Annotated in this window: 14 protein-coding genes; 11 read left to right on the forward strand and 3 right to left on the reverse strand. The window is 71.5% G+C overall.

The window, feature by feature from the left end:
• Positions 1-32 precede the first annotated feature (32 nt).
• The 11 genes from O7624_RS18780 (at position 33) to O7624_RS18830 (ending at position 10,470) form a co-directional block, all read left to right on the forward strand.
• Positions 33-833 (forward strand): alpha/beta hydrolase, encoded by an 801-nt coding sequence (locus tag O7624_RS18780; protein WP_282236731.1) that lies wholly within the window; start codon positions 33-35, stop codon positions 831-833.
• Positions 826-1,404 (forward strand): TetR/AcrR family transcriptional regulator, encoded by a 579-nt coding sequence (locus O7624_RS18785; protein WP_282236732.1) that lies wholly within the window; start codon positions 826-828, stop codon positions 1,402-1,404. The genes O7624_RS18780 and O7624_RS18785 overlap by 8 nt, the downstream gene beginning before the upstream one ends.
• 71 nt (positions 1,405-1,475) lie before the next feature.
• Positions 1,476-2,888, forward strand: coding sequence for a hypothetical protein (locus tag O7624_RS18790; RefSeq protein ID WP_282236733.1), 1,413 nt, complete (start codon positions 1,476-1,478; stop codon positions 2,886-2,888).
• 128 nt (positions 2,889-3,016) lie between these two features.
• Positions 3,017-4,231 (forward strand): hypothetical protein, encoded by a 1,215-nt coding sequence (locus O7624_RS18795; protein ID WP_282236734.1) that lies wholly within the window; start codon positions 3,017-3,019, stop codon positions 4,229-4,231.
• Positions 4,232-4,273: 42 nt separating this feature from the next.
• Positions 4,274-5,662 carry an HlyD family efflux transporter periplasmic adaptor subunit gene (locus O7624_RS18800; protein WP_282236735.1) on the forward strand — a complete coding sequence of 463 codons (1,389 nt, stop codon included), beginning with the start codon at positions 4,274-4,276 and terminating at the stop codon, positions 5,660-5,662.
• Positions 5,659-6,369: an ABC transporter ATP-binding protein gene (locus tag O7624_RS18805; protein ID WP_093403472.1), complete on the forward strand. Its 711-nt coding sequence runs from the start codon at positions 5,659-5,661 to the stop codon at positions 6,367-6,369. Before O7624_RS18800 ends, O7624_RS18805 begins: the two co-directional genes overlap by 4 nt.
• Complete coding sequence (locus O7624_RS18810) at positions 6,366-7,550, forward strand: ABC transporter permease (RefSeq protein ID WP_093403473.1); 1,185 nt, start codon at positions 6,366-6,368, stop codon at positions 7,548-7,550. Before O7624_RS18805 ends, O7624_RS18810 begins: the two co-directional genes overlap by 4 nt.
• Positions 7,551-7,776: 226 nt before the next feature.
• Positions 7,777-7,986 (forward strand): helix-turn-helix domain-containing protein, encoded by a 210-nt coding sequence (locus tag O7624_RS18815; protein WP_007465625.1) that lies wholly within the window; start codon positions 7,777-7,779, stop codon positions 7,984-7,986.
• Between the two features lie 221 nt (positions 7,987-8,207).
• A complete protein-coding gene (locus O7624_RS18820; protein WP_007465623.1) occupies positions 8,208-8,309 on the forward strand; it encodes an AURKAIP1/COX24 domain-containing protein in 102 nt (33 codons plus the stop codon).
• 117 nt (positions 8,310-8,426) lie between these two features.
• Positions 8,427-9,500, forward strand: a complete 1,074-nt coding sequence (locus tag O7624_RS18825) for an NAD-dependent epimerase/dehydratase family protein (protein WP_210937827.1) — start codon at positions 8,427-8,429, stop codon at positions 9,498-9,500.
• A gap of 160 nt (positions 9,501-9,660) precedes the next feature.
• Positions 9,661-10,470, forward strand: a complete 810-nt coding sequence (locus O7624_RS18830; RefSeq protein WP_282240681.1) for a lysophospholipid acyltransferase family protein — start codon at positions 9,661-9,663, stop codon at positions 10,468-10,470.
• A gap of 69 nt (positions 10,471-10,539) precedes the next feature.
• Here the strand turns inward: O7624_RS18830 and O7624_RS18835 are convergent, their stop codons facing one another.
• The 3 genes from O7624_RS18835 to O7624_RS18845 all read right to left on the reverse strand — a co-directional run bounded on the left by O7624_RS18835 (position 10,540) and on the right by O7624_RS18845 (position 12,774).
• Positions 10,540-11,400, reverse strand: coding sequence for a DUF5667 domain-containing protein (locus O7624_RS18835; RefSeq protein WP_282236736.1), 861 nt, complete (start codon positions 11,398-11,400; stop codon positions 10,540-10,542).
• A gap of 283 nt (positions 11,401-11,683) precedes the next feature.
• A complete protein-coding gene (locus tag O7624_RS18840) occupies positions 11,684-12,631 on the reverse strand; it encodes an ECF subfamily RNA polymerase sigma factor, BldN family (protein ID WP_093403478.1) in 948 nt (315 codons plus the stop codon).
• Positions 12,628-12,774, reverse strand: a complete 147-nt coding sequence (locus O7624_RS18845) for a hypothetical protein (RefSeq protein ID WP_282236737.1) — start codon at positions 12,772-12,774, stop codon at positions 12,628-12,630. Before O7624_RS18845 ends, O7624_RS18840 begins: the two co-directional genes overlap by 4 nt.
• Positions 12,775-12,926 lie beyond the last annotated feature (152 nt).

A 12,926-nucleotide genomic window follows, 5' to 3' on the forward strand; every position in this document is an offset into this window, starting at 1 on the left:
CGTCGTCGGCTAATGCCATTAGCCTTCTGGCTATGACAGCTAGCTTGGTGGAGCGTGCCGGCGGCCGGATCGCGTACGAGGTGCACGGGCAGGGGCCGCTTGTGGTGCTCTCGCACGGCATGGGAGAGAACCGGCACTCCTACCGGCATCTGATTCCGCTGCTGGTGGCGGCGGGCTACCGGGTCGCCTCGATCGACGTACGCGGGCACGGTGACTCCAGCGCCGACTGGCCGTCGTACGCTCCGGCGGAGGTGGGTGGCGACCTGCTCGCGGTGGTTCGCGACCTCGGTGGCGGTCCGGCCGTCCTGGTCGGCAACTCGTCGAGCGGCGCGGCCGTGGTCTTCGCCGCCGCCGACGCACCGGACCTGGTCAACGGCATCGTGCTGGTCGGCGCGTTCGTCAACCAGCCGGAGAACAACCCCTTCATCCGGCTGGCCCAGAGCGTGGTGCTGCGCAGTCCACGGTTGTTCGGCCTGTTCCACCGCACGCTCTTCCCGGTGCACCGGCCGGCCGACGACGCGGAGTACCGCCGGCAACTGGTGACGGCACTGCGTCGCCCCGGCCGGATGGTGCCCGTGCGGGGCGTCATCCACCCGGTGCAGCCGCACTGGACGGCCCGTGCCCCGCAGGTGCGTCAGCCGGTGCTGGTGCTGATGGGCACGAAGGACCCCGACTTCCCCGACCCGGGTGCCGAGGCGCGGGCCGCCCGGCGGCTCTTTCCGGTCGCCGAGGCGCGGATGCTCACCGACGCCGGGCACTACCCGCACGCCGACCGTCCAGAGGCGATGGCGAACGAACTGGTCGGCTTCCTGGCGGCGGCCAACCGTGCCTAGGGCCGGGCTCAACGCGCAGATCGTGGTGCGCGAGGCGGCCCGGCTGGTCGACGAGGTTGGGTATCACCGGCTCACCCTCGCCGCGCTGGCGAACCGGCTCGGCGTGGCGCTGCCCAGCCTCTACAAGCACATCAAGGGTGCCGAGGCGCTCGCGCAGCAACTGTCCGCGCTGGCCACCGCCGAGATAGCCGAGGAGATGACCACCGCCGCCGCCGGTCGGAGCGGTGAGGACGCACTGCGGGCCGTCGCCACCGCCTACCGTTCGTACGCCCGGCGGCACCCCGGTCGCTATCCCGCCACCCAACGGGTACCGGATCCGGCCGACCCGGCGCACCTGGCTGCCGGGGAGCGGGCGGTCGGCGTCGTCTACGCCATCCTGCGGGGTTACGGCATCGACGGTGACGCCGCGGTGGACGGGGTCCGGATGTTCCGGGCAGCCGTGCACGGTTTCGTCTCGCTGGAGGCGGCCGGCGACTTCGGGCTGCCGCGCGAACTCGACAGTTCCTTCGACCAGATGATCGCCGCGCTGGGCGTGGCGTTCCGTTCCTGGCCCGCGCCCGGCCCTGCCTGAACGTACGAACCGTGGCAACGGCCGGATGATCACTCTTCCGTCGGCACCACCACAGGCCTTACCCTGCGCCGGTGAATCACGGGGGCCCTGAGGGCGACGAACAGCCAGCGCCGACCGGTGCGACACCGGACGAGGTGACGGCGCAGCCGGCACAACTCCCGGCGGTGGGGGTGCCGCCCGTCGGCCCGACTCCCGACAGTCGGCCGCGTCGCCGATGGCCACTGTGGGCCGCGGTGGTCGCGGTGGTGCTGACGCTGAGCGTCGGCGTACCGGTGGTGCTGCTGACCGGCGGAGTGTCCGATGTCGAGGTCGGTGAGCCGGCGACCGCCGCCTCACCGACGGAGAACCCGACCACCGTCGCCGCCCGACAGGTCGCCGAACGGATCACCGCGCAACTCGACAAACAGGCCGCCGCGCTGCTCGGCGGCGACCGGTCCGGGTTCGCCGCGATCGCGTCTTCAGCCGTACGCCCAGATCTGCGCCGTCGGTTCGACGCGCTCAGGGCGCTGCGGGTCACGCACTGGCAGGGACGCCCGAGTGGCCTGCCCACCTCCGCGGGTCGGGCAGGCGAATGGCGGGTGTCGATCGAGTTCCAGTACTGCTTCGTCGTACCGAACTGTCATCCGAGCCCGGTGGCGGTCGAGACCCGGTGGCGTGACGGCGCGGAACCCCGGCTGCTGACCTTTCCGAAGTCGAAGTCCTCGGCGTATGTGAACGGCCGCTACAACGGTCAGCCCGGCGTCCTGCCCTGGGAGGTCAGCAAGCTTGCCGTCCTGGTCGGCAAGCGCGTGATGGTGGCCAGTACCCCGGCTCACCGGGATCGGTTGCCGGGACTGCTGAAGCGGGCCGAGGCGGCGGCGAAGGTGGCCGACAGCTACGTCGTGGCCGGTGCGCCACCTGACCTGTACCGCGTCTTCTATGCCGGGCCGAAAGAGTGGGACCGGTGGTACGGCGGTGACCAACCGGAATGGGGTGCCGGGTACGCGGTGAACGTCGGCGGCGGTCACCACGAGGTGGTGCTGGCGCCCGAGACGCTCGGTTACGGTCCCGGGCTGGACGAGGTGCTTCGCCACGAGTTGGCCCACGCCGCCTCGCTGCCCGACAAGAGCTACTGGGACGAGTCGGCGTGGTGGCTGATCGAAGGGTTGGCCGAGCACGCGGGTGCGGATGGCCAGCCGGTCGCCCGGTACGAGGGACTGGTACCCACCCGAGGGCTGGTGAAAGGCGACTGGGACGGCAAGCTCGACAAGCTCCTACCCGCCGACGACGCGTCCGACGAGGAGGTAGCAGGCACCTACGGGATCGCGTACCTCGCCTTCCGGCATCTGGTCGACCGCTTCGGCGAGGAACGGGCCTTCGCCTTCTTCAAAGCGGTGGTCCACGACCTGCGGCTACCGGCGCAGACCACCGAGGAGATCTTTGATGAGTCCTGGGCGAGCCTGCGCAAGGAGTGCGTCGCGTACATCCGCAAGGCCGTGCGGTGACCGGCATGACAGGTTCAGAGGTTCCTGCTGATCCGCCGGTTCCGGCACCCGGGCGACCTCAGCGGCGTTGGGGACTGTGGGCCGCGCTGCTTGTGGTCGTTTTGCTGGTGGCTTGCAGCCTGCCGGCGGTGACGGTACTGATGATCGGGTCCGGTCGCGAGGGCGCCGACGGCGCATCGAGCGAGTCGGCCGACCCGACCGAGAACCCGACCACTGCGGCAGCCCGGCAGCTCGCCGAGCGGATCGGCGCGCAGCTGAACCGTCAGGCGGCCGCCCTGCTCGACGGGGACCGGGCCGGGTTTCTGGCGATCGCCGAAACCGCAGCCGCGCGCACCGAGCTGCGCCGCCGGTACGACTCGCTCAGAGCGCTGCGGGTGGCCCGTTGGGTGGCCAGCCCGAGCGGCCTGCCCACCAGGGCGGGCGAGGCGGGCGAGTGGCGGATGCGTGTCTCGATGAACTACTGCTTCGTCACCGCCTCGTGCCAGCTCAGCCCGATGGTTGTCGACACCAGGTGGAGCGACGGGCCGGAGCCGCGGCTGCTGGAGATCGAGAGGTCAAAGCCCTTCCCGGACGTGCTCGGCCAAGCCAGCGGTCAGCCCGGCAACGTGCCCTGGGAGATCAGCGAGTTGACCGTGGTGGTGGGCAAACGAACTCTCGTGGCGACCGTACGGGAGCATCGCGAGTTGCTGCCGATCCTGCTGCTGCAGGCCGAGGCGGCAGCCAGGGTGGCAGATCGGTACGCGGTGGACGGCACGCCGCCGGACCGGTATCGGGTCTTCTATGCCGGCAAGAAGGAATGGCAGAGCTGGTACGGCGGCGAACAGCCCGAATGGGGGATCGGTACGGCGATAGGCATCGGCGGCGGCCACCACGAGGTCGTACTCGGGCCGGACAGCCTGTACTACGGCCCCTACCTCGACCAGGTGCTCCGGCACGAGTTCACCCACGCGGCGACGATGCACGACGGCTACTGGGAGGATTCGGCCTGGTGGCTGGTTGACGGGTTGGCCGAGTACGCGGCGGCGAACGGTCAACCGATTGCCCGTTACCCCGCGCTCGCCGAAACCCGGCGGCTGGTGCGTGGCGACTGGGACGGCAGGTTCGACGACCTCTACCCGACTGCCGAATTCTCGGGCGAAGAGGTGAACGGAACGTACGGCATCGCGTATCTCGCCGTGGGGTACTTCATGGAGCGGTTCGGTGCTGAGCGGTTGCTCCCCTTCTTCAAAGCTGTGGTGCACCAAGGCCGTCGACCTGCCCAGACTTCCGAGGAATTGCTGGGCGTGCCCTGGTCCGAGCTGCACAAGGAGTGCGTCGCGTACATCCGCAAGGCCGTGCGCTGACCTGGTGCCCTGGCAGGGTCGACATCGACAGGGGCTCGTAGCATGTGTCGCGTGCGCCGCCCCGACTCGCCGCGGCTGCCAGCCCCGCGGCTCCGCCTGCTCACCGTCCTGCTCGCCGTCACCGTCCTGACCCTCACCACCGCCGCCTCCTGCGGTGGCGACGAACCGTCGATCACGCTCGCCGCCGCGGCACGGGCCGCCGTGGCGGAGGAGATCGACGCCCCCGCCACTGTCGTCGCGCGGGCGGCGGCCACCCTGACCGCCCCGGCCGACGGCACGTTGGCCCGCCTCCGGGTGCAGCCGGGCCAGCGGGTCAAGCGGGGCCAGGTGCTCGCCGTGATCAGCTCACCGTCGGCCCGGGAACGGCTGCGCCAGGCGCGCAGCGCCCTGGCCGCCGCGAAGCGCGCCGGTGCCGGCGGTGGCGGCGGCAACCTCGCCGGTTCGCTGCGTGTCACCGACCGCGCCGCCGACGAGACGCACGCCGCCGCCCGTGCCGCGGCGGCGAAGATCAGCGATCCAAAACTCCGGAAGGCGTTGCTCACCCAGGTCGAGGCGGCACAGCGACGGTACGACTCGGCGGCCCGGGCCGCCGACCAGGCGGTACGGGAGGTGCAACGCGGCGTCCGGAACCTGAACTCCGCCGTCGGCGCGCTCGCCACCGCCCAACGACTTCAGGCCCAGCAGGCGTACGACCTGGCCAAGGCGACCGTCGACGCGTTGACCCTGCGCGCGCCGATCGCCGGGGTCGTGCAACCTGGCGGAGTCAGCACCGGCGGTGGCTCGGCGGGGGCGCTCGCCGGGCTGCTGGAGTCGGGCGGGGTGCCGGCGGGGCTCGACCCGGGGGCCCTCGGCGCGCCGGCCGGCCCGCCGCCCGGGGTGGACACCGCGATCCCGGTGGGTGGTCGGGTCAGCGCCGGCACCCCGGTGCTGACCGTGGTGGACACCCGCGACCTGGGCCTGCTCGCCGAGGTCGACGAGACGGACGTGCTGCTGGTCCGGCCCGGGCTCACCGGGACCGTCGAACTGGACGCCGTCACCGGTGCCACCTACGAGGCGACGGTCCGCTCGATCGACGTGCTACCCACCACGTCGGCGCGGGGCGGGGTGAGCTACCGGGTGCGACTCGCCCTCGGCGCCGGCCGCTACGGCGAGGCCGAGCCGGCGCCCGCGCCGCGGCCCGGGATGAACGCGGTGCTGCGGCTGCGGGTCCGGGAGGAGGCGGACGCGGTGACCGTGCCCGCGTCGGCACTCTTCTCGGTCGACGGCCGGGACACCGTGTGGCTGGTCCGCGACGGCCGTGCCGACCGGGCGGTGGTCACCGTCGGCGTGCAGGGCCAGGACCTGGTGCAGATCGTCGACGGGGTGCAGGCCGGCGACCGGATCGTCGTCCGGGGTACCGACCAGGTCCGCGAGGGCCAGGAGATCGGGTGAGCCGGGCACCGGCGATCGAGGCTTTCGACGTGTCCCGGACGTACGAGTTGGACGGGGTCTCCGTGCCCGCCCTGCGGGGGGTGTCGCTGACCGTCGCGGCTGGGGACTACGTGGCGCTGACCGGGCCCTCCGGGTCCGGGAAGTCCACGCTGATGCACCTGCTCGGCGGCCTGGACCGGCCCAGCGGCGGCCGGCTGGTGATCGGTGGCCGGGAGGTGGGCACGCTCTCCGCCCCGGAACTGGCCCGGCTGCGCAACGAGACCATCGGCTTCGTGTTCCAGGCGTTCCACCTGCTGCCGCGTACCTCGGCGGTGGACAACGTGGCGTTGCCGCTGGTGTACCGGGGGGTGGGCGCGCGCCAGCGGCGTGAGCGCGCCGCCGCGATGCTGGGACGGGTCGGCCTGGGGCACCGGTTGCACCACCGGCCGAACCAGCTCTCCGGCGGTGAGCAGCAGCGGGTCGCCATCGCGCGGGCGCTGGTCACGGACCCGACGGTGCTGCTGGCCGACGAGCCGACCGGCAACCTGGACAGCACCACCGGCGCCGCCGTGCTGGAACTGCTGGAACGGCTCAACGTCGAGTCCGGGGTGGCGCTGGTGATGGTCACCCACGACGCGGAGGTGGCGGCCCGGGCCCGGCGACGGGTCGCGATGCGGGACGGCGTGGTCGTCACCGACAGCGCGACGGACGGCGGGGGCGGCGCGTGAGGCTGGCCGAGGCGTGGCGGGTGGCGTGGGACGCGCTGCGTGCGAACCGGATGCGCAGCGCCCTCACCATGCTCGGGGTGGTCATCGGGGTGGCCTCCGTGGTGCTGCTGGTGGCCATCGGGACCGGCACCAAGCAGCGGGTGGAACAGCAGGTGGAGGGCCTCGGCTCCAACCTGCTGCTGGTCGTGCCGGGGCGGCTGGACGTGGGCAGTGCGCCGGCGCTCTCCCCGCTCACCCTTCAGGACGTGGACGCGGTCGGCCGGGTGGTCGGTGATCCGAACCGGGTGGCCGTGACGGTCGCCTCGGGTGCGACCGTGCGGGCCGGCAACCGGGAGGACTTCACCACCGTCCAGGGGGTGTTGGAGACGACCCCCACCGTTTTCGCCCGGGAACTGGCCCGCGGGCGGTACCTGACCCGATCCGACGTGGACACCGGCCGGCGGGTCGCGGTGCTCGGCGACTCGGTGGCCCGGTCCCTCTTCCCGGATCGGGAGGCGGTCGGCCAGCAGATCAACGTGGCCGGCGTCCGCTTCCGGGTGATCGGCGTCTTCGTCCCGCTCGGGCAGAGCCTCGGCGTCGACCGGGACGACGAGGTGCACGTACCGGTGACGGCGGCGCAACGGCTCTACGGCACCCAGCGGGTCGACGCCATCGCGGTGAAGGCACCGGACCGGGAACGAATCGACGAACTGGGCGAGCGGATCGTGGCCGAGCTGAACGGTCGGCACCCCGGCACCGAGTTCAGTGCCGTCACTCAGGAGCAGATCCTCGGTGTGCTGGGCGACATCCTCGGCATCCTGACCGGCGTACTGGCCGCCATCGCGGGCATCTCGCTGCTGGTCGGCGGGGTCGGCGTTTCCAACATCATGCTGGTCTCGGTCCGGGAACGGACCCGGGAGATCGGGCTGCGCAAGGCGGTTGGCGCCCGTCCCCGGGACATCGGCGTTCAGTTCCTGCTGGAGGCGGTGCTGCTGACCTCCGTCGGTGGACTCACCGGGATGGCCCTCGGGGTGGGCGGCGCACTGCTGGTGGCCGCCGTCTCACCCATACCGGCGGCGGTGACCTGGTGGTCGCTGGCGCTGGCGTTCGGCGTCTCGGCAGCTGTCGGCATCGTCTTCGGGGTGGTACCCGCGCAGCGGGCCGGTCGGCTCGACCCGGTGGTGGCCCTGCGCACCGAGTGACATCCCCGATACCCGCGGCCGAGGTTGATCGTTGCCGAAATCCCGGGTACGGCACCCGACCAGGGGTTTTTCGTCACCAGGCCGACCCCGATCCATGATCAGTTGCAGGAAGGGATCGCGCCGGTCACAGCCGTCCCGCTACCGTACTGGTAACACGCGCGTCGCCGGCCGCGCGGGAGGACCCGTGTGGCGGCACGCGCCGGGCATGGGATGGGTCGGGTGAGCCATGGCCGGGTCGCAGTCCGACGGTCGGCTGTCGGAGGTCAAGTTCCTGACTGTCGCGGAGGTGGCGACGGTCATGCGGGTGTCGAAGATGACGGTCTACCGCCTGGTGCACAGCGGTGAGCTGACCGCCGTACGGGTGGGCAGGTCGTTCCGGGTGCCGGAGCACGCGGTGCACGAGTACCTGCGCGGCGCCTTCCAGGAGACCGCCTGACCCCTGGTGCGGCCGGGTCAGGTGGCCCGGCGGAAGGGGCATCGAGCGGGGGCGCGTTGGTCCTGCTGACGCAGTCCCGCTACGCTGGACTCCGATCGTGACCGCTGGTGCGCTCCGCCGCCCTTCCCGCCGGTCCGATCCCTGTCCGCAAGCGGTCGCTGACGCCACGGGTTCGTGGTGTCCTCCCGGTCGCGCCGCACGTTGCATCGAAAGGCTGTCGTATGGGCTCGGTGGTCAAGAAGCGCCGCAAGCGCATGGCTAAGAAGAAGCACCGCAAGCTGCTGCGCAAGACCCGCGTCCAGCGTCGCCGTCTCGGCAAGTGACCGATGCCGGGCCTGGTCCCGGCATTCGTCCCTCGCCAACTGTCGACCCTCGGAGGCTCAGGTGATCAGGCCGTGGCTGCCCCGGCTCGGTCCCACCTGCCGGGGTAGGTGCCAGACATGACCCCCGGTGGCTCCCAGAGCCCTCCGGGGGTCGTCGTCGTGACCGGGGTCAGCCGCTATCTCGGCGCGCACGTCGCCGCCCGGCTCGCCGACGACCCGCGGATCGACCGGGTCATCGGCATCGACCTGCCGGAGCCGGGGCCCGACATCGACGTCCTGCTCGACCGGGTGGAGCGGATCCGGGTCGACGCCGGCTCGGTCGGTGGCCTCCTCGCCGACCTCGACGTGGACACCGTGGTGCATCTGGCCCTGGTCAGCTCCCCGGATCCGCAGCACGGTGGCCGGGCGGCGATGAAAGAGCAGAACGTCATCGGCACCATGCAACTGCTCGCCGCATGCCAGCGCGCACCACGGTTGCGCAAGATCGTGATCCGCTCCTCCACTGCGGCCTACGGTGCCTCGTTCCGTGATCCGGCCGTCTTCACCGAGGAGACCGAGCCGCGCGAGGTGCCGCGGGGCGGCTTCGGTCGCGACATCCTCGACATCGAGGGGTACGTCCGAGGCTTCCGTCGTCGACGCGGTGACGTCACCGCCACCGTGCTGCGCTTCGCGCCGTTCATCGGCTCGACGGCGGACACCACGCTCACCCGCTACTTCGCGCAACCGGTGGTGCCCACCATCTTCGGCCGGGACGCCCGACTGCAGTTCCTGCACTTCGAGGACGCGCTGGAGGTGCTGCACCGGTCAGTGGTCGAGGATCATTCCGGCACCTTCAACGTCGCGGGGCCGGGGGTGCTCGCGTTGTCGCAGGCGATCCGCCGAGCCGGGCGGGTCGCCGTGCCGGTGCTGGAGCCGGGCCTGTCCGGCGCTGTCGCGCTCGCCCGGGTGATGGGGTTCGGCCGTTACGGTCTCGACCAGGTCGACCTCTTCGTGCACGGCCGGGTGGTGGACATCTCCCGGCTGGAACGGGAGTTCGCCTTCACACCCCGCTCGACCGCCGCCGCCTTCGACGATTTCATCCGGGCGCACCACGGGCGTGCCGTGGTGACCCGGGACCAGTTGGCCGCCGCCGAACAGTTGGTGCTGAACAACATCCGGCAGGTGCGCGCCGCCGTCCGGGAGCGGTCGTGACCGAGCCCGAGGAACGGCATGACGAGGGGGCCTCGACGACCGGTACGTGGTGCCGGCGCCGGTGAGCCCCGATGCGGACCCGGCGCGGCGCAACGGGCACCGCCCGGGCGTACCGGACCAGGCGGGCGGCGACGTCTGGGACCGCCGGGTCGCCACCGGACTGGCCTTCCTGCGGCGACGGCTGGCCGGCGACTACGAGGTGGACGAGTTCGGCTTCGACCGTGACCTGACCTCGGCGGTCTTCCATCCGCTGCTGCGCCGGCTCTACCGTGACTGGTTCCGCACCGAGGTCACCGGCCTGGAGAACGTGCCGGCGGATGGGGCGGGACTCATCGTCGGCAACCACTCCGGCACCGTGGCCCTGGACGCGTTGATGCTCTCCACCGCGCTGCACCACGAGCATCCCGAGCACCGCTACCTGCGGCTGCTCGGTGCGGATCTGGTCTTCCGGATGCCGGTGGTCTCCGAGATCGCCCGTAAGACCGGCGGCACGATGGCGTGCAACCCGGACGCCGAGCGGCTCATGCGCCACGGCGAACTGGTGGGTGTCTTCCCGGAGGGTTTCAAGGGCATCGGCAAGTTGTACGCGGAACGGTACAAACTGCAACGCTTCGGGCGGGGTGGTTTTGTCTCGGCGGCGCTGCGCACCGGCACCCCGATCATTCCGGCGGCGATCGTCGGCGGCGAGGAGATCTACCCGATGCTCGCCGACATCAAGCCACTGGCCCGGCTGCTCAAGCTTCCGTACTTTCCCGTGACACCCACCTTCCCCTGGCTCGGGCCGCTGGGCATGGTGCCGTTGCCGAGTAAGTGGCTGATCGAGTTCTGCCCGCCGATCCCGACTGAGCACCTGATGGATTCGGCGGACGACCCGCTTGTCGTGTTCAACCTTGCCGACCAGGTACGGGAGACCATCCAGCAGACCCTGCACCAGTTGCTGAAGCGTCGACCCGACCCGTTCGGTCCCTGACCGACCGCGACAGTGACCGGCTGCCCGACGCCGTGCCGACTTCCCGGCAGGCTCGCGGTGCCCGCCCGGTCAGGAGCAGACGGCGGGGATCGGGCCGAGTGTGTCGCTGGTGACGGTGAGCTCCTGACCACAGGCGATGGCGGCGCGCATGGCGTCGGCCCGCTCGGCGACGGACTCGAGCAGCGCCAGCGATTCGCTGGTGCGCGCCCGGTCGATCCGGGAGCCCCGGCCTTCCAACGCGTTGAGCGAACGTCGCTGGTCGGTGAGAAAGGCGTCGACCGCGGCCAGCGCCGCAGGGTCCGAACGCTGGGCGGCCGCTCCGGTGAGCAGGCGTACGCCCTGCCGGGTGTCCGCGTCCATGTCGTCCAACACGGCGCTGTAGCCGCTCGGGTTGCTCCGCAACGTGGCCGCCTCGGCCAGTCGGGTGCGGGCGAAGTCGAGGAAGAGCTGACCCCGGCTGATCTCGGAACTGGTGAGCGCGAGTTGCGCCCGTTCGGTGCCTCGCTTCATGCCGTACAGCGCGTCACCGGGCACCGCGTTCTCGCTGGCCGCCGAGATGCCGGAAACGGCCACCGCACCGGCGGCGATGCCGATCAGGATCGCACCGCGGGCGCGGGCCCGGCGGGCAGTCACCGCGGGCAGTAGCGACCCACGACTGGAAGCTGCCTTCTCGGCCGGCCGGGCCGCGGCAGGCGTCCCGATGCCCTCGCGAGCAGCGGTGGCCAGCAACATGGCCCGCAGGCCGGTGCGGAATTCCGGGTCGACCTCGGCCGCCGGCGGGTTGACGCCGAGGTGACGACCGAGCGTCACGAGCGGCGCGAGCCGGTCGTCGTCCCTGGATCGCACGTGATGACGTCGGCCGCCGTTTGCTTCGTCGAGAAGCTGCGCGAAGCGCTCGGCGCGCCGACGGGAGAAGAGGGCGTTGTCCACCGTGGCACCTCCTCTCGCTGGTCACGGCCGGTCGGCCGTGTTCACCGCCAGCGACCGATGATCCCGTGACATCACGGCGGAGGGCCGTCGTCGGCTCCGTCGCAGATCATCCGAGGACCCCGTGGGTTCCCGACCTGTCACCGGTCGCACCCGGAGAAACGCGCCGTGCCGGGGGCGGGTTACGGCCCGGCCGGTGCCGAAATTACGCAAAGTGATCGCTGTCAGGTCGAGAATGCTCGGGATTCGGCCGGGCCGGACGACCCTCGTCGCGGTGCCGGGGAGGTCACGGCTGGAATCCGTCCGGGAGCAGCCGGGCCAGGGCCCGCACCGCCCGGTACTGCAACGCCTTGATCGCGCCCTCGTTCTTGCCCATCGCCCGGGCGGTCTCGGCAACCGAGAAGCCCTGGAGAAAGCGGAGCACGATGCACTCCTGCTGCTCGGGGTTGAGGCGTTTCACCGCACTCAACAGGGCGACGTTTGTGATGTGCTCCACCACCGCCGCCTCCGGGCTGCCCTCGGGACCGCGATCCTCCCGGTCGGCGTCGAGGACATCGCCGGTGGTCACCTCCAGCCGGTACCGGCCGGACTTGAAGTGGTCGGCGACCAGGTTGCGCGCGATGGTGACCAGCCAGGCGCCGAGGTCGCGGCCCTGCCAGGTGAAGCTGCCGATCCGCTTGAGTGCGCGTAGGAAGGTGTCCGAGGTGAGATCCTCGGCGAGTTGTCGATTGCCGACCCGGAAGTAGACGAACCGAAAAACGGTGTCCACGTAGCGGTCGTAGATCAGCCCGAACGCCTCGGCCTCACCGGCCTGGGCGCGTTCGACGAGAGCCCAGACCTCGGTCGCCGGATCGGAGGGATCCGGACGGCTCGGGAACCCGGTCGAGGTGCCGGTGGTCTCGGGTACCGCCGGAAGGATCGCCGTCTCGGTGGTGGACACCTCGGTGACCGGTGCATCCCCGCTGCGCCGGGCCTGGGCCGGCATCGTCGGCCGGTTCGGGGAGGCGACCCGGCCGCCAGCGGGTTTGGCGTTTCCCCCGGGCACGGGTGGTCGATGCGGCGGCTCGTTCTGATGTGGCCGGCTGCCCACCCGACGCGCGGTACCGTCGCCCCGGACTGCGAGGTTGGCCGACGCGTCCGGGGCACTGTGGGCGCCGCCGCGCTCGTTGATCGGAGTGCGGGCGGCCGGACCGGTCAGGCCGACCGGACGTTCGGCGAAGCCGAAGGTGGTCATCGCGCCGCCTCCGTTCCGCCGGTGGCCGGCGGGCTGGCGACGGCCGGTCGCCCGGTCGTCGCCCCGTCGGGCAGGTTGGCTCCGGGGTGTGCCGACGGGCGGCAGATCCCCTTGAGGTGCTGGTCCAATGCGCTCAACGGCACGGGGGCCTCCTCGGGCTGAGGGGTGTCGACTCACGGCAAATGGGGTGAGCCGACCCGAGTGATGATAGGGCCAACGTCACCCGCGCGTGGCAAGTCCGTTACACAGGGCCGAAGTATTTCCCGACGTGTCGCCGACCTGGCGGACCGGTTGT

The sequence above is a fragment of the Verrucosispora sp. WMMD1129 genome, assembly GCF_029581255.1.
Classification (GTDB): Bacteria; Actinomycetota; Actinomycetes; order Mycobacteriales; family Micromonosporaceae; genus Micromonospora; species Micromonospora sediminimaris.